General features: G+C 42.6%; 12 protein-coding genes. 8 read left to right on the forward strand and 4 right to left on the reverse strand.

The features are described 5' to 3' along the window. Positions 1 to 35 precede the first annotated feature (35 nt). Positions 36 to 593 (forward strand): arylesterase, encoded by a 558-nt coding sequence (locus B3X18_RS10475; protein WP_372410819.1) that lies wholly within the window; start codon positions 36 to 38, stop codon positions 591 to 593. A gap of 54 nt (positions 594 to 647) precedes the next feature. Here B3X18_RS10475 and B3X18_RS10480 read toward each other — a convergent pair whose 3' ends face one another. After that, on the reverse strand, positions 648 to 1,262 hold the full coding sequence (locus tag B3X18_RS10480; RefSeq protein WP_005019060.1) for a carbonic anhydrase: 615 nt from the start codon (positions 1,260 to 1,262) through the stop codon (positions 648 to 650). A 321-nt stretch (positions 1,263 to 1,583) separates the two neighbouring features. On the opposite strand from B3X18_RS10480, the gene B3X18_RS10485 reads away from it, so the two are divergent. Next, positions 1,584 to 2,615, forward strand: a complete 1,032-nt coding sequence (locus tag B3X18_RS10485) for an alpha/beta fold hydrolase (protein ID WP_005027314.1) — start codon at positions 1,584 to 1,586, stop codon at positions 2,613 to 2,615. Between the two features lie 17 nt (positions 2,616 to 2,632). Continuing rightward, positions 2,633 to 3,634, forward strand: a complete 1,002-nt coding sequence (locus B3X18_RS10490; protein WP_005027316.1) for a hypothetical protein — start codon at positions 2,633 to 2,635, stop codon at positions 3,632 to 3,634. A 39-nt stretch (positions 3,635 to 3,673) separates the two neighbouring features. Here the strand turns inward: B3X18_RS10490 and B3X18_RS10495 are convergent, their stop codons facing one another. Together B3X18_RS10495 and nfuA are read right to left on the reverse strand one after the other, a co-directional pair. Further along, complete coding sequence (locus tag B3X18_RS10495; protein WP_005027318.1) at positions 3,674 to 5,881, reverse strand: TonB-dependent siderophore receptor; 2,208 nt, start codon at positions 5,879 to 5,881, stop codon at positions 3,674 to 3,676. A 179-nt stretch (positions 5,882 to 6,060) separates the two neighbouring features. After that, positions 6,061 to 6,699: a Fe-S biogenesis protein NfuA gene (gene nfuA, locus B3X18_RS10500; protein WP_005027320.1), complete on the reverse strand. Its 639-nt coding sequence runs from the start codon at positions 6,697 to 6,699 to the stop codon at positions 6,061 to 6,063. A gap of 158 nt (positions 6,700 to 6,857) precedes the next feature. On the opposite strand from nfuA, the gene B3X18_RS10505 reads away from it, so the two are divergent. The 4 genes from B3X18_RS10505 (at position 6,858) to B3X18_RS10520 (ending at position 12,338) form a co-directional block, all read left to right on the forward strand. Next, positions 6,858 to 7,478, forward strand: a complete 621-nt coding sequence (locus B3X18_RS10505) for a rhomboid family intramembrane serine protease (protein ID WP_005019051.1) — start codon at positions 6,858 to 6,860, stop codon at positions 7,476 to 7,478. 166 nt (positions 7,479 to 7,644) lie between these two features. Further along, on the forward strand, positions 7,645 to 9,306 hold the full coding sequence (locus B3X18_RS10510; RefSeq protein WP_005027322.1) for an arylsulfatase: 1,662 nt from the start codon (positions 7,645 to 7,647) through the stop codon (positions 9,304 to 9,306). Beyond that, a complete protein-coding gene (locus B3X18_RS10515) occupies positions 9,303 to 10,286 on the forward strand; it encodes an SUMF1/EgtB/PvdO family nonheme iron enzyme (protein WP_286935554.1) in 984 nt (327 codons plus the stop codon). The genes B3X18_RS10510 and B3X18_RS10515 overlap by 4 nt, the downstream gene beginning before the upstream one ends. A 495-nt stretch (positions 10,287 to 10,781) precedes the next feature. After that, positions 10,782 to 12,338 (forward strand): hypothetical protein, encoded by a 1,557-nt coding sequence (locus B3X18_RS10520; protein WP_005027327.1) that lies wholly within the window; start codon positions 10,782 to 10,784, stop codon positions 12,336 to 12,338. 76 nt (positions 12,339 to 12,414) lie between these two features. Here B3X18_RS10520 and B3X18_RS10525 read toward each other — a convergent pair whose 3' ends face one another. Next, the gene (locus B3X18_RS10525; protein ID WP_034670566.1) at positions 12,415 to 14,031 is read right to left on the reverse strand and encodes an inorganic phosphate transporter; all 1,617 of its coding nucleotides are present in this window, start codon (positions 14,029 to 14,031) and stop codon (positions 12,415 to 12,417) included. A gap of 476 nt (positions 14,032 to 14,507) precedes the next feature. Here B3X18_RS10525 and metH point away from each other — a divergent pair, with 476 nt between their 5' ends. Next, positions 14,508 to 18,194: a methionine synthase gene (gene metH / locus B3X18_RS10530; protein WP_034670568.1), complete on the forward strand. Its 3,687-nt coding sequence runs from the start codon at positions 14,508 to 14,510 to the stop codon at positions 18,192 to 18,194. The last annotated feature ends 107 nt before the right edge of the window (positions 18,195 to 18,301 follow it).

Here is an 18,301-nt window from a genome sequence, read left to right on the forward strand (position 1 = left end):
GTCTGGCTATTGCAGGCTTGGCTGCAGTTCCGCTAATGGCGTCAGCTAAAACTATTATGGTTTTAGGCGATAGTATCAGTGCCGGTTATGGTATGAAACCGGAACAGGGATGGGTTCAGTTATTGCAAAAGCGCCTTGACCAACAGTACCCGAAACAGCACAAAGTGGTCAATGCAAGCGTCAGCGGTGAAACCACTAGTGGTGCTCTGGCCCGTTTTCCAAAGCTTTTACAAACCTATAAACCCCATGTGGTCGTGATTGAGCTGGGCGGGAACGATGGTCTGCGTGGACAGCCACCACAGATGATTGAGAAAAATCTTGGACAACTTGTACAGCAGGCAAAAGCTTCAAAAGCCAAAGTGCTGCTATTTGGCATGAAGATACCCCCAAACTATGGCGCGGCTTATAGTCAGAGTTTTGAAAATACTTATAAAAGAGTCAGCCAGCAGTATCAGGTAAAATTGATGCCATTTTTTATGGAAGGAATTGCTGGCAATAAAACCTTGATGCAGGCAGATCTGGTACACCCCAATAGCAAGGCCCAAATGAGACTACTCAACAATGCTTACCCTTATATTAAGGGCGCACTATAAATTAAAGGCCTGGTATGTCATTACATACCAGGCCTGATTAAATATTTTTCTGTGTTAGAAATCCAAAAACTCTACTTCACCTGTCTCGAGTGAATATTCTGCCCCTACAACAATCATCTTACCTTTAGCAATCAGGCTTTCCAGTACGGCTGAACCATGACGCAACTGGTTAACTGATGCGAACACGTTAGAACGTACTGCATGCTTGGACAGTTTCTTAACATCATTTTTAAGTTCGGTCTGCATCAGGATTTCAACTGAAGGCCGTACACGGTTCACAATTGACATCAGGTTCATGGAAGGTTCCTGATCCGGATTATTCAGAGCATTAATAGTGGCCTGAATTGCACCACAATGACTGTGGCCTAGTACCACAACTACAGCACAGTCATAACGCTCTGCAGCAAATTCGACACTTCCTACCTGCGAAGGTGCAACAATATTACCAGCTACACGAATAACAAACAGGTCACCGAGGCCCTGATCGAATACCATTTCTGCCGGAACACGTGAGTCAGAACAGCCCAGAATAATGGCGAACGGATTCTGGTCTTCTGCCATCTCTGCACGTTCCTGATGTGACAGAAGCTTGGGGTGAGTCGTCTCTCCCTTCACAAAACGTTGATTTCCCTGTTTGAGGCGTTCTAAAGCTTCTTGGGCAGTTAGCATTCTATTTCCCATCTGTTTTAAATGTTAAAAAATATTTTAATCCTGCAATTTTTGAATGTCACTGACAAAAAATAGAGTATCACGTACTTTTTTAACGAACTTCATGAATGAAACGTTTTTATAATGATTGATTCATATAGTTACGTATCAATACTTTGTCAAAATAAAAGACACTGTATGATCAGACCCGCTATTTTCCTGCTGACGGAATTGACTGCATTTTATCTGATTAGTTGTCAGTCAGGTATGCTATCTGTGCCAGAGTCGATAACAATAGCGATTTTTTTATATAATGAGTAACTTTTCAGGGAAGTCCGATAAATGACAGGCTCAAGCATGCAGCGTACTTTTAAATTTTCCTCTACAGTTGCCATGATTTTGCTCGGAAGCTGTTTAAGTATATTAAGTCCAACTGCAATTGCCCAAAATGAAGAATTACAGAAAGAATTTCAGCAGGCCTTACAGGAAGAACGGAGCTGGGCCGGGCTACGCAGTAAAACCCTGAAAGTCGGTGAAGTGACCTGGTCCTACAGTGAAGGCGGACCGGTTGACAAGCCCACGCTACTCCTCCTGCACGGTCTTTCCGGAAGCCGTGACAACTGGAACCGGCTGGCTCATTATTTAACGCCGCATTATCATGTGGTCATTCCAGATTTGCCTACAGGAGGTGAAACCCGGACCCCAGCAGATTTTGATATGTCTGTTCCGCACATTACCGAGCAGTTACGCCGTTTTGTCGAGGCAGCTAATATTCCAAACCAGGTGCATCTTGCTGGGCATTCATTGGGTGGTGCAATTGCCATGCTATATGCAGCCCAATATCCTTTTGAAACCCAGAGCCTATTTTTGGTCAGTAGTGGTGGCGTATTTCGAAATGCCAAAACGCCTTATCTGCATAATCCGGCTTACCTTAAACAGCTGGTGGTTTCTAAACCTGGAGATTTTAACTATCTGCTCAAAACTGTAATGCAGAACCCTCCCTTCTTGCCACGCCGTTACAAGCAGGCGCAAGAACAGATCATGATTGCTCAGGCACCACAAACAGCAAAAATGGTAGACCAGCTGGTGGCTTTAAATCGTACCTATACACCGCAGTCTTTTGCACTCTTAGCCCGAACTATTGATGCACCGAGTTTGATTATTTGGGGTAAGCAGGACAGAATCATTAATGTTGAGGTTGCCGAAGAGTTAAAAACACTATTAAAACACGCGGAACCGCCCGTAATTCTGGACCAGGTCGGCCATATGCCCATCATGGAGGCAGAACAGCTAGTCATCCAGCACTACCTGCCTTTTCTGGCGAAGACCCGGAATCTGAAAAAACCGTTAAATACTCAGCCCACTCAACCTTAGGCCATAGAAAAAAGATTATGACAATAGCCACAAAAACCGAACAGCTGATCGAAGCTCATCTTGATTTTTTACAACATGAATTTAGTTTACCTGAAACTATTGCGCTGGAATTTAGCAGTTTTTATCAATGGTTCAGAAAGCAGCGTTTACAGGATCTCTGGTCTTTTGAAGAGATTAATCATTTATTACATAAGCAGATTTTGGCCACACCCGCCAGCAGTTTTTTGATTGAACAGATTGCTGAACATATCCGTTTTGCACTGATTCATCCGTGTAACGATTCGACTAGAATAGAAGATGTTATTCCAGTACTGACAGTTGATCGTATTGCCCAATATGTAGCCAGCAAAAGTAAGCATCGTGAACGCCTCATTAAAAGCGTCGTAAATAGTCCGGCTTTTTCTGCCATGATTACTCAGCTCATTCAGCATGCCATTCAGGATTATCTGGATAACTCTATAGTCTCAAAAAAGGTGCCGGGTGTAAGCCGTTTTATGAAAATGGGAAAATCAGTCCTGGAAACTGTTACTGATAGCAGTCTGGATGATACAATCCATCATTATTTGCAAAAAAATATATTGAAACTCAGCCAGATGAGTGAACATGTGCTGAACCAGCATTTCAATAATGACAAGCTCTATCATTTTCAGGCCAATCTCTGGCATAAAATTAAAAAACAGCCTTTAAGTGTTTTACGGCAATATATTGAAGTTGAGGACTTACCCAATACTGTGAAGCTGGGGCATGAAATCTGGGACTTTATGCGCCAGAGCGAGTATTTGAAACAGCAGATCCATGATGGTGTACATGCCTGGTACGTCCGCAATCAGGAACGTAATTTTGATCTTTTACTCCGTGACCTGAATATTGATGAGTCACTGATCCAGCATGAGTTACAACAACTGTTACAGCCAGTAATTCAGACGATGTGCAGTTCCGAATATCTGCGTAAGCGGGCTAGAGTATATCTGGAACGGTTTTATACTTCCGAATCTGCTCAAAATATTTTAAACGGATAAATTGAAAGAGCCGCTTTGAAAGCGGCTTTTTTAGAGATTTTAGAATTCGTACTTCAAGCTTGCATAATATGCACGGCCAGGTTCGTTATAAGTCTGATTTACTGTATTGTCACGCAGTTTTTGCTCATCAAACAGGTTGCTAATACCAATCCGGCCACTGAAATTGTCATTAAATTTATAGCCTGTATTGATACCGGCCAGACCATAACTTTTAACACTCTCAGTAATTATACCCTGTTTATCTTCAAGCGAAGTTTCTTTATATTGGCGCGGTTTTTGACGGCCATACTGGGTATAAACAAAATTTACATCCCATGCATCAGTAATGTCGTAATTGAAAATAGAGTTAATTGTATAATTTGGCACCACCGAGAGAGGATTTCCTGTCTTTTTGTTTACCGAGTCAGTCATGTAAGTAAAGTTGTTAGTCCAGGTTACATTCCCCCAATCCAGACTGATACTTCCTTCAAGACCTTGAATAAGTGCTTTAGGAATATTAGTCCATTGCAATACATTATAGGTTGTATCCCCAATAACTACCTGCTGCGTTACTTCATCTCCAGAAGTAATTTTGTCTTCATAATCATTACGGAACCATGCCAGGCTGGCATTTACAATATCTTTCTGAAATTCGAAACCAATCTCTTTATTGATTGAAGTTTCAGGTTTTAGATTGGCATTTCCTTGTAGTACACACTGACTCAGACCAATCGGACAGCCATTTCCTCTTGTACCCAGCAAATATCCTTCCGCATTTTGATAAAGGTTTGGTGCCTTATAGGCTTTGGCAATACCACCTTTTAAAGTGAAGTAATCACCCAGTTTGTGGCTGAGGTTTAAACTTGGGCTCCAATTGGAACCTGACCGGTTATGGTCATCGAAACGTATACCGACCACCATATCTGTAGCATCAGTAATTTTCATATTGTTTTCAAGATATCCAGAAGCTATGCGCGACTTCATCTTGCTACGGTCTCCCGTAGTTAAATTTTCACTATAAGAGCCATCACCCTGCTTGGTATTTTCCTGATCGCTAAAATCATCTTCAACCCATTCAGCACCTATCGTCAGGTTTTGCGGGACATACAGTTCAAAAGGGACGGTGACTTCTCCATTAAAACGCAATGTATCGAGGGTAGAAGTCACCCGGTCTTCCAGACTGTTAATACGGCCTTCACTTGCTCCTGCTGTTCCTTCGGGTAGTCGCTTGTTTTTGGTACGGTCAAATTGAGCAATAAGCTTGCTATCACCCCAACTCCATTCTCCTTCATGAGTCAGAGCATAGTTATCGCGATACAACGTATTAGTTTCTTTACCAAATAATTGAGACAAGATGTCATTAGTAGTCGGGTCGAGATTACTGTTCTGTGAATCACCTGCATACAGGTTACCCTGCCGTCCCGAACCTATATCAAAAAACAAATGTTGATGATCAGTCATTTTCCAGGCCAAGCGGGCATTAATATCTTTATTTTCTACCCCTTCACGACCTGCGGCACGATAACCGTTTGACCCCACCACAGGATTGATGTCTGGCGCATCATTATCAGTTTTATTATAATTTCCATAAATTCGATAAGACAGAATATCCTGAATAATCGGTCCACTCAAATTGACACTTATACGATTAGTATCACCTTCTTTACTATTTTCTGGCTGGTTGGTATAAGTTTCAATAGAACCATGTAATTGATTGGTCACTTTTTTAGTTTTAATATTGACCACGCCTCCCATAGCGCCAGAACCGTAACGGGCAGCAGCAGGACCTCGCAATACTTCTATTGACTCGATTGCATTGACTGGTACCCAGTTAGAATCACCTCGCGTATCACGTTCACCTCGCCAGCCATAACGTACAGAATTACGTGAATTTACCGGCTTGCCATCGATCAGAATTAAGGTGTTTTCAGGACCCATTCCGCGAATATCGATCTGACGGTTATTGCCACGTTGGCCAGTAGCACTGTTACCGGTTAAGTTTACACCTGGCATACGACGTACATATTCCGAGATATCATTGGTTACGGGTAACTTATCTAAATCTTCTTCTGTAATGATAGAAACGCCCAAAGACTGTTTTACCTGCTCTTCTGCGGTAAGAACCATAGTTTCTAATTTGACAGCATCCTGTGGCTGGCTCTCATTTTCCTGCTGCTGAGCCTTGTCTGTTTCAGCTGCATTGGCTACAGATAACATAGCTGAGAGAATCGAAACGGTAAGTACAGACTTCATCATACGGTTAGACATTACTGCCCCCAAATTACGGATTTATGGAGAAAAATGAAATTTAATGTTGCGCAGTGTAACAAAAAACTTTTAAATTAGGAATGATATTGATAACAATTCTCATTATTTATATTTTCTTATGGTTATAAAAAAACCTCCCGAAGGAGGTTTCTAGATACATATCTGACCTAAAGTAAAACTTACTTAAAGTAAGCGCCTTCCGCCTGACTATGGTCAGTCTGGTCGACTACGCGTGACAACTCGGGAATATGCTGTTTCAATGTGGTTTCTACTCCCTGTTTTAGGGTTACGTCAATTGCTGAACAGCCCTGGCAGCCTCCACCGAATTTAAGTACAGCTGTTAGGCCATGTTCTTCATCTTCTACCACTTCCACCAAGGCACAGTTACCGCCATGTCCTGCCAGTCCCGGATTAATCTCTGACTGGAGTACATAGGTAATACGCTCTTCGATTGACGCATCTGGACCGACACGTGGTACTTTAGAGTTTGGAGCACGGAATGTCAGCTGCCCGCCGAAACGGTCTTTATTGTAGTCAATAACCGCATCACGTAGATATGGAATAGACGGGGCATCGATAAATGCGGAAAAATCTGGATAATCCTGTTTGTAGTCAGTAGGAATAATCTCTTCCGGAGCACTATACGCCATACAGCATTCAGCACGTGGTGTTCCCGGATTTTCTACAAAAATACGAACACCAATTCCCGGAGTATTCTGCTTTTCTAGCAAATCATGCAAATACTCTTGTGCATTTGGAGTAATTAACAGGTTCGGGATCTCTTCTGCTACTGCAGTGCTGTTGGTCTCAGTCGACATAACAATTATTCCTCAAGCTATTGCAAGTATTTTAACTGAAGATGCGGGGGATTTCGAAAAAATCAACTAAAATTGTCGGAATTATTATGAAACTCCCATCCACGATCTGTTTTAATGGCATGATGACTTTAAACAGATCCAAATGAATACGAGATTTTATGCTAGGTCTACCTTTTAATCATACCGTTACCCTGATTATTATCACAGTGATCGTTTCACTGCTGGCATTTTCCAATCAGGCCCTGATGAATCGCCTGATTTTCTGGCCACCAGCCATGCAGAAAGGTCAGTATGACCGTTTTATTACTCATGGTTTTGTGCATGCAGATGGCGCTCATCTGCTGTTCAATATGATTACCCTGTTTTTCTTTGGCAGTATTATTGAAAGCTTTTATCGACAGTACTTTTATGATCTGGGCTTTGTTCTGTTTTATCTGGGTGGATTAATCATTGCAATTCTGCCAAGTTACCTTAAACATAAAAATGATAGCCGTTGGGCCAGCTTAGGCGCATCCGGCGCAGTTTCTGCTGTTTTGTTTGCATACATCCTGTTTGAGCCCTGGAAACTGATTTTTGTATTTTTTATTCCGGTACCCGCTATTATTTTTGCAGTTTTATATATAGCGTACAGTATCTGGTCCGGTAAGCGAGGTAACAGTAATATTAACCATAGTGCTCACTTATGGGGTGCTGCTTACGGGGTGATAATGACTGTTATTCTTGAGCCACGCCTGATTCCACACTTTTTGAACAAACTATCACAACTGCCTTCTTTTTAATAATCTGAATGTAGTAATCAATTAAATTTCTTCTTAAAAAAATTGCTTAGTATAGTGACAATTGTTCTAAGCAATTTTCTTACTTACTAAAGCAAAATTTATTCATTTTTCAACGAGTGGCTTTGTCTTAGGCTTGGCAGCAAGCTTATTGCCACTTGATTAGATTATGAAAAAAATTAAACTATTTTTTACCCTTACCAGTTTGGCACTCAGTTTTTCTCTGTCTGGCTGTAATGATGATAAAAACGAAGACAATAAACAGAATAAAATACAGCAGCCTAATATATTGTTTATTATGGCAGATGACTTAGGCTATTCAGATCTGGGAGCATTTGGCAGTGAAATACATACGCCTAATCTGGATGCATTAGCGCAAGCGGGTAAAATTCTTACCGATTATCATACAGCCGCAACCTGCTCTCCTACCCGTTCCCAATTGATTTCAGGTACAGATCATCATCTGGCCGGAATTGGTGCAATGGCAGAACTCACTCCTGCCCATTTAAAAGGTCAACCAGGTTATGAGGGCTATCTGAACGAGCGATCTTTATCAATTGCAGAAGTCTTGCGTGATCATGGTTACCGTACTTATATCAGTGGAAAATGGCATTTAGGCTTGACGCCTGAGAGTAATGCTCATGTCAAAGGATTTGACCGCTCTTTCACCTTGCTTCAGGGCTTGGATTTACATTTTAAAGACGCACCTGCTGCATTTAAACGCACAGCGACTTATACAGAAGACGGGAAAATTATTTCTATCGCAGATTTACCTGATGACTTTTTTTCAACAAATTATTTTACTGATAAATTACTGGAATATCTGGAAAGTGGCAAAAATAGTGGCAAACCTTTCTTTGCTTATGCAGCTTACACCGCACCCCACTGGCCCATACAGGCGCCTGAAGCTTATAGCAATAAATATAAAGGCGTTTATGATGCAGGATATGGGGTCATCCGCGAAAACCGGATTAAACGCCAGAAACAGCTCGGTATTATTCCTCCTGACTTTCAGTCAGCCACACCGTTGGCAACTGATAAATTAGGTTATGGCCAATGGACTGAACTGAGTCCAGAACAAAGAGCTATAGAAGCCCGTAAAATGGAAGTTTATGCGGGTATGGTAGAAAACCTGGATGCTAATATTGGCAAAATTATCCAGTACTTAAAAGCTAACCGTCTTTATGATAACACCCTTATCTTTTTTGTTTCTGATAATGGTGCAGAAGGTACTATTCGCGGAGTAAGCGATCCGAGTTTCGATGCTTCTCTGAATGCTGTTGGTACAGCACAGTCCTATCATTATATTGGTCCACGTTGGGCAGAGGTCAGTGCTGCTCCTTTTCATCTATGGAAAGAAACCGCTGGTGAAGGCGCAACTATTGCACCTGCAATAATAAAAGTCCCTAATGTATTATCAGATTCACAAAAATATCATGGGTTTACTTCAGTACTTGATGTACTGCCTACTGTACTGGATTTCGCCAGCATTCCTGTACCGCAAAGTGAATATAAGGGAAGAAAAATTAACACACCAAATGGCTATTCATGGAAAGCACTCCTACAAAATAAAGCTGCCTCGGTTCGCCCTGCCGATTTCATATTCGGGGATGAATTACATGGCAACAAATATCTACGTTCAGGTGAATGGAAAATAGCCTTGCAGGCGAAACCTGAACTTGGTACAGGCCAGTGGGAACTTTATAATCTGAAAAATGACCGCGGCGAAAATCAGAATCTTGCCGAGCAGTATCCCGATCAGGTTCAAAAGCTGAGTCAACTTTATCAGCAGTATGTACAGCAGCATGGTGTACTGGAATACCGCAAATGAAATTAGCGTTAAGATTAGGGCTGTGCAGTCTACTTTTTGCAGGCTGCCATAACACCGAACAAAGTAGCCTCCCCACAAATAAAAAAAATTTAAATCTGGGAAATATAACATACTGTCAGTCATATTCTGGACTGCCTTCAGGCTGGTTAGAACAGGCACATGCCGGGATGTTATATATTCCTGAAGGCGAGGTGAAATTAGGATCAGAACTGGCTTATCCAGATGAGATCAATTTTGGGGCTCAAAAAAGGAAAGTGAAAGGATTCTGGATTGATCAGACTGAAGTGACTGTGGCTCAGTTTGCAAGTTTTATAGCAGCTACACACTATATTACCGATGCCGAAAAACAGAACGAAGCTGCCGTATTTGAAGCAGATGAGCAGTCACCACAACAGTGGTGGAAACTTAAATCAGGTTATAACTGGCGCTTGCCTGAAGGGCCAGAGGGTCCACCTGCCCGCGCTAACGAAGCAGTACGGTATATTACCAAAAACGATGCTGAACATTACGCGCTCTGGCTCGGCCATGATTTACCTTCTGAAGTTGAATGGGAATACGCAGCCAAAGGTAATGACGAGACAGATGTGCCCTTAAAACATGAACCGCGTAATCATCAGCACCGGCCTGATGCAAATTACTGGCAAGGTGATTTTCCCTTTCATAATAGCCAAGAAGACCATTTTAAAGGTATAGCCCCTGTGGGCTGTTTCAGCCCGAATGCCTTTGGGCTTTATGATATGATTGGTAACGTATGGGAATGGACCAGTTCCGTATATACCGGTGCTCATGATGAGCATATGGGAAATTATTCAGCGTTAAGAACTTCGCAGCATATCCCACAATCCTTTGTGATTAAGGGGGGCTCCTTTCTTTGTGCCAGTCAATACTGTGCCCGTTATAGAAAAAGTAGCCGTCATCCACAAGAATTTAACCTTGCTACGACTCATACCGGGTTTCGTACTATTGACCGTAGTAAATAACTACATTCACTGGCTCATTTTACAAAGAAAAAACTGAACAGAGTAAAGACCATATATTGTTTTATAAACTTTAATTCATGGCTTGAGCCACAAGATCATAAAGCAACCATCATAGTAAATATTTAAAAATAAATATAATAAAAACAAAAACCAAGATTGAGTCATAAAAGAAGTTTTATTATTTTTCGGTAAACTGCTGAATAGGTTTAAATAGCTGTAGCTCATACTGAACAAGCAAGTATTATGCTTGAACCAGCGTGGCTTTTATTATTATCCAAACGATTTCTAGTCATCAAAACAGATCAGACAAATTCACGGTTGATCTATTTATAGAGAAAAGCATTCTACTGGTAGACGGTTTTACTCTCTTTACTCACCAAATGAGTTTTCTTATTTTCTTGCAATTTTGTCACATAATGCCACCCCTTAATCTAATCTGGCATAGATAATGTATACAACTGTATATTAAATCAATGATCCGAAGAGATATTTTGCATGTCTAACCCACTTGAAGGTTTACAATTTCCCGTACAGGAAGGCTCTAACAAGCCAAGTACGACCCGTACCGGTAAAGAAATTATTGCTGAAGCATTATCACTGGTCGATTCCGACAGCTCACAGCAGGCATCTAAAGAAAAAAATTGGCGCAAGACATATCCAAAATATTTTAAAGCGCTGGTGTATCAGGGTATCCGGCAGGTTAATCATCCGATTACTATTGCCAAGCAAGGTTTACATAAGGCACATCATAGCTTTGTATTTTACCGTGCAGGTGAATCCTGTTTACTCAAGGATGTGATGCAGATTCCTGTAGAAAAAAAACTTTATACAGTCAAGTTCCAAGGCAAGAGCGATAACACTCCTGAATGGTATGTGCCTTATCACGGCCAGAAACTTCAGGGCCAGAGTTTGCTCAGCCAGATAGAAAAATGGCTGGCAGCTGGCATCATTGAGGCAAGTCATGCTGAAGCTTTGCAGCAGGCTGTGGCACATCCGGAATGGTTTGACCTGTCTGACCGGACACTGGTTTTGCTTGGTGCAGGTTCTGAAGCCGGCCCATTAACCTGGCTGGCCAAATGGAAAGCCAATATTGTTGCTATTGACTTGCCGCGGGCTCAGGTATGGGAAAGAATTTTAAATATTATTGAAGCAGGAAATGCCACGCTTATCGCACCCAGCGATCAGCCTTTTCCCGAACAGGCCAGTATTTCCGAGCTAAAAGAGCATCTGGGAGCCAATCTGTTGACCCAGTTACCAGAGATTGGCCAGTGGCTGGTGACCTTTAAGCAGCAACTGGATTTGGCAGCTATCGCCTATCTGGATGGTGAAAAACATGTACGGGTTTCTATGGCAATGGATGCCATCATGCAATATGTCAGCCAGCATAAACCGGATACCAGCCTGATGTTTATGTGTACTCCGACCGATGTATATGCGGTGCCGGAAGAAGTTGCTCAAGCTGCATCTGACAAGTTCAAACACCGCTCGCAGTTACAAAAGCTTCTAACTAAGGGTATTTCAACCGCTTCTTTGAAACATTTTTTCCAGAAGAACCAGCAAATACTTGTAAAGTCAGATAATGGTAAACATTACGGCATTACTGACTGTCTGGTCTTGGAACAAGGCCCGAATTATGCACTAGCCAAGCGCCTACAACAATGGCGCGCTGTACTCGCACGCCATCAGGGTCAACAGGTCAGTATTAATATTGCCCCGTCAACCACGACGCATTCTGTCACCAAGAATCCATTACTAAAGGCTGCCTTTACTGGCGCCAGCTTATTTGATGTAGAAGCATTTGCACCTGAAACTACCAATGCCATCATGGCAGCCCTATGGATCCACGATCTGCGCAATCCTGATTCAGCTGCACATCCAGACACTGCACTAGAACATCCTTTAGAGCTGATGATGGAAGGTGCTAACCATGGCGGTCTGTGGCGTGTCGCTTATCTGGCACGAACTGCACTACCTTTTGCTGCCTTATATGGCTTGGCTTCAGATAAACTGCCAGTAGAAAAACTTCTTTCAAAATTCAAAAAGAAAAGCTGAAGCTTTTTCTGAACAAACAACAGCAGATACAAAAAAAGCTTTGCCGAGGCAAAGCTTTTTTTAATGTCTATTTTAATTAAACAAATAGTTTGAGAAACAGCCAATATAAACCGCCAGATAAGCAAATGGTCGCTGGCAGTGTAAATACCCATGCGGATAGAATGGTTTTAACAGTATTAAAGTTCAGGCCAGATTTATTAGCCACCATGGTACCTGCAACTGCACTGTTTAAAACATGTGTAGTCGATACAGGCATACCCAGGCCATCTGCTGCAGCAATTGTAGACATAGCTACCAGCTCGGCAGACATCCCCTGACCATAAGTCATATGATGCTTACCAATACGCTCACCTACTGTCACGACAATTCGCTTCCAGCCCACCATAGTTCCAAGGCCCAGTGCCAGGGCTACTGCCACTTTGACCCAAGTCGGAATATATTGCAGGAATGAATCCAGATTATCGCGATATTCATCTACCAGTTTATCCTGAGCTTCAGGTAACGCAGGTAACGCCTCTGCCTTATCTAGACGCTTAAATGTAGTGGTACTCAGGTACATGTCATTACGAATTTCGCTGACTACTGCTTCAGGCATGTCTCTTAAATTATCATAGGCTGCGACACGCTCACCCAGATGGTCAGTCAGGCTTGCCAATGCTGGCACTACTTCAGGGCTAATTTCCTTGGTCTGGATATAACGGGTCAGTACAGTCCGTGCCTGCTCATCCGGGATATCCTGATAATTAGCATAAATAGCAGAAGCAGTTTGAGTAGATAACTGTTCAAATGACTGTAAATGTGCCTGATCCAGATTTTTATTCAGAGAGTACGCTAAAGGTACCAGACCAATCAGAATCAGCATGATTAGGCCCATGCCCTTTTGCCCATCATTTGATCCATGAGCAAAGCTAACACCAGTACAGGTAAAAATCAGGATGGCACGGATCAGTGGTGGAGGCGGCTTGTTTCCTTTTGGCGGCTGAAACAGTTCCATTTGTTTCTTAAAGATCTTTTTAACCAGCAGGAACAATACCGCAGCAAATGCGAAACCAATTAGTGGTGAAAACAGTAAGGCCTTACCCACCTTGATGACCTGATCCATATCGATACCACTGGCACCGGTCGCGGCATTTAGAAGATGGTTCATGATACCCACCCCCAAGATTGAACCGATCAGGGTATGCGAACTTGAGGCAGGTATACCAAGAAACCAGGTACCGAGGTTCCAGATGATTGCGGCAATCAGTAAAGCAAATACCATCGCAAAACCGGCACCGCTACTGACATTCATAATCAACTCAACCGGAAGCAGCGCAATAATACCGTACGCGACCGCCCCACTTGCTACCATTACCCCAAGAAAATTACAAAAGCCTGCCCACATCACAGCTACAGGTGCTGGCAAGGCATTGGTATAGATAACCGTCGCTACAGCATTAGCTGTATCATGAAAACCATTAACAAATTCAAAGCCTAATGCAATCAATAAAGCAGTGGCTAGCAGAATAATAGAATATAAACCAAGCGGCGGAACATGAGCCAGATCAGCATTTACCTGAAAGCCAATATAGATTAGCGTGGCAACAATTACCGTCAGGAACACCGGCATAAAAAACTTCGGTGTTGGCACGTGTACATTACTGGATGCCACGGGAAGTACTGGATCTGAATCGGGAGGAATATTCGAATTCATCTAGATGGTTTAAGAGGATAATAAAATCCCCTTATTCTTTATTTAAATTGTGACAATTATATGACAAAAGGGTGTCATATAAAGCCAATTTTCATCTAATTGAGCTTATTCAGGTCATCCTTAGAACCCATATCTTTGTACTCATTCTATTCCTACTATTTTTTATATTTATAAATTCAATAACTTATATTTAAAATAATAAAAAAGAACAAGCTACGGGCTAATAAATTACTTTCATTGAATTATTACAGCTATAAGTCACCAATTGTTTGTTTCATGTTCAGTTAATGACTATGCTGCAAAGATATTGCAATTTCATGAAAAAAATACAGGACCAATCAGGTAAAAGTAGCCGGCTATATCAGGAATAGCCACAATCCTTATAGGAAATGCTTAACATGCAAAGGCATAACTATATAAGTTGAATCTGTTACAATAGCGCCCATTTTACAGTTATCCGCATTGGGGGTCTCTTCATGTCTACGCTTGCCACCCTAAAAGAGCTTCTTGCCAAACGCATCCTGATTATTGACGGTGCGATGGGAACCATGATCCAGCGTCATAGGCTTGAGGAAGCAGATTATCGTGGTGAACGTTTTGCAGACTGGGCCCATGATCTGAAGGGCAATAATGACCTGCTGGTATTGACTCAGCCACAAATTATTCAGGGCATACATGAAGCTTATCTGGATGCTGGTGCAGATATTATCGAGACCAACAGTTTCAACGGTACCCGCGTTTCCATGTCAGACTACCATATGGAAGATCTGGTACCAGAAATTAATCGTGAAGCTGCACGGCTGGCCAAAGCAGCTTGTGAAAAATATTCAACCCCTGATAAACCGCGCTTTGTGGCCGGTGTACTTGGCCCTACTTCACGTACTTGTTCTATATCACCGGATGTTAATAACCCGGCGTTTCGTAATATTACTTTTGATGCCCTAAAAGAAAATTATATAGAAGCGACTCATGCCCTCATTGAAGGCGGTGCAGATATTATTCTGATTGAAACCGTGTTCGATACACTGAACTGTAAGGCAGCTATTTTTGCGGTAAAGGAAGTCTTTAAAGAATTAGGTTATGAATTACCCTTAATGATTTCCGGCACGATCACAGATGCTTCCGGACGTACGCTGACCGGACAAACTGCTGAAGCCTTCTGGAATTCGGTGCGCCACGGCGATCTGCTTTCAATCGGATTTAACTGTGCCTTGGGTGCAGATGCCATGCGCCCACATGTTAAAACAGTGGCTGATGTTGCTGATGTATTTGTTTCTGCTCATCCGAATGCCGGTTTGCCCAATGCTTTTGGCGGTTATGATGAAACACCGGAAGAAACTGCTGCATTTCTGAAAGAATTTGCAGAAAGTGGCTTAATCAATATTACTGGTGGCTGCTGTGGTACGACTCCGGACCATATACGAGCCATTTATAATGCTGTAAAAGATATCGCTCCCCGCCAGATTCCCCAGATTAAACCAGCCTGCCGACTGAGTGGTCTGGAGCCATTTAATATTTACGATGAATCACTATTTGTAAACGTAGGTGAACGAACCAACGTAACCGGTTCAAAGAAATTTGCACGTCTGATCCGTGAAGAGAATTATGCAGAAGCATTGGATGTTGCCCGTCAACAGGTCGAAGGCGGTGCCCAGATTATCGATATCAATATGGACGAAGGGATGCTTGATTCGCAAAATGCGATGGTGACATTCCTGAACCTGATTGCTTCTGAGCCTGATATTTCCCGTGTACCGATCATGATTGACTCATCAAAATGGGAAATTATCGAGGCAGGACTGAAATGTGTACAAGGTAAAGCCGTAGTAAACTCAATCTCGCTGAAAGAAGGTTATGATGAGTTTGTAGAGAAAGCACGTTTATGCCGTCAGTATGGTGCGGCTGTCATTGTTATGGCTTTTGATGAAAAAGGTCAGGCCGATACGGTTGAGCGCAAGAAAGAAATCTGTAAACGATCTTATGATGTGCTGGTCAATGAAGTTGGCTTTCCTTCTGAAGATATTATTTTTGACCCGAATGTCTTTGCGGTAGCGACAGGTATTGAAGAACACAACAACTATGGTGTGGACTTTATTGAAGCTACTGGGTGGATCAAGCAGAACCTGCCAAATGCCATGATCTCGGGCGGTATTTCTAACGTTTCTTTCTCGTTCCGCGGTAATGAGCCGGTACGTGAAGCAATCCATGCAGTTTTTCTTTATTACGCCATCAAGCAGGGCTTGACCATGGGAATTGTAAATGCCGGACAGCTGGCAATTTATGATGACATTCCGGCTGAGCTAAAAGACGCGGTTGAAGACGTAGTGATGAACCGCAATCAGGGAGAAAGCGGACAGGAAGCCACTGAAAAGTTACTGAGTATTGCTGAGAAATATCGTGGTCAGGGCGGAACCCAACGTGAAGCTGAAAATCTGGAATGGCGCAACGAACCGGTAGAAAAACGTCTTGAGTATGCGTTAGTGAAAGGTATTACTGCCTTTATTAATGAAGATACCGAAGAAGCACGGCTAAAGTCTGCCCGTCCGCTGGATGTTATTGAAGGCCCGCTTATGGCCGGAATGAATGTCGTAGGCGACCTGTTTGGTTCAGGCAAGATGTTCTTGCCACAGGTTGTAAAATCGGCTCGGGTTATGAAACAGGCTGTAGCCTGGCTTAACCCGTATATTGAAGCTGAAAAAACTGCTGGTGAAGCCAAAGGGAAAATCCTGATGGCAACAGTCAAAGGTGACGTACATGATATTGGCAAGAATATTGTCGGTGTAGTACTTGGCTGTAACGGTTATGACATTGTAGATTTAGGCGTAATGGTGCCGGCAGAGAAAATTCTGCAAACTGCAATTGATGAAAAAGTTGATATTATCGGGCTGTCAGGCCTGATTACGCCAAGTCTGGATGAAATGGTCTTTGTAGCTAAAGAGATGCAGCGTAAAGGCTTTAAAATTCCTTTAATGATTGGCGGGGCAACTACATCAAAAGCCCATACTGCTGTAAAAATTGATCCGCAATATTCAAATGATGCCGTCATTTATGTTGCCGATGCATCACGTGCGGTAGGGGTCGCCACTTCCCTGCTCTCGCCGGAAATGAAGCCTGCTTTTGTACAGGGTCACCGTGATGAATATGTTAAGGTACGCGAGCGCCTGGCGAACAAGCAGCCAAAAGCAGCTAAACTGTCTTATGCCGAGTCGGTTAAGCACGGTTTCAAGATCGCTCCGGGCTACGTACCACCACAGCCAAATTTTATCGGTGTTCAAACCATTACCCAGTATCCGCTAGAAACACTGGTTGAGTATTTTGACTGGACTCCATTCTTTATTTCATGGAGCTTGGCAGGCAAATTCCCGAAAATTCTGGAAGATGAAGTAGTCGGTGAAGCAGCAACTGATTTGTATCAGCAGGCACAGATTATGCTCAAAGATATTATTGAGAATAAACGTTTTGATGCCCGGGCCGTATTTGGTTTATATCCTGCTAAACGTACGGCTGCCGATACTGTCACGGTATACGATGAACAAGGTACTGCGACACATCATTTTGAGCATTTACGCCAGCAGTCAGACAAAGTTACCGGTAAGCCAAATTTATCTCTGGCAGATTTTATTGTCACCGAAGAGAACCAGGCGCAGGACTATCTGGGGGGTTTTACAGTTTCAATTTTTGGTGCTGAAGAACTTGCCAATCAATACAAAGTTAAAGGTGATGACTATAGTGCTATTCTGGTTCAGTCTTTGGGTGACCGTTTTGCCGAAGCTTTTGCCGAGCACCTGCATGAACGTATCCGTAAAGAGTTCTGGGGCTATCAGGCCAGTGAGCAGCTAAGCAATGAGGAACTGATTAAAGAGAAATATATCGGTATTCGTCCGGCACCGGGTTACCCGGCCTGTCCTGAGCATTCTGAAAAAGCGGTTCTATTCGACTGGCTGGGTTCTACTGACAAGATTGGTACACAGCTCACTTCCAGCTTTGCAATGTGGCCCCCTTCATCGGTGAGCGGCTTCTATTATACTCATCCCGAATCTCAGTATTTCAATGTTGGCAAGATTTCTCTGGATCAGTTAGAAGATTATGCAAAACGTAAAGGCTGGACGCTGGATGAGGCCAAACGCTGGCTAGCACCAAATCTGGATGATTCAATTGTCTAAATAAATATCCGGTTTAAAAAATCCCCTCTATTGAGGGGATTCTTATTTTAAACTCTTTTCTTGTACTAGCTTGCTTTAAACTTTACCAGCCGAGTTATATCATTAAA

The sequence above is a fragment of the Acinetobacter sp. UBA6571 genome (assembly GCF_002434085.1).
GTDB classification, from domain to species: Bacteria; Pseudomonadota; Gammaproteobacteria; order Pseudomonadales; family Moraxellaceae; genus Acinetobacter; species Acinetobacter radioresistens.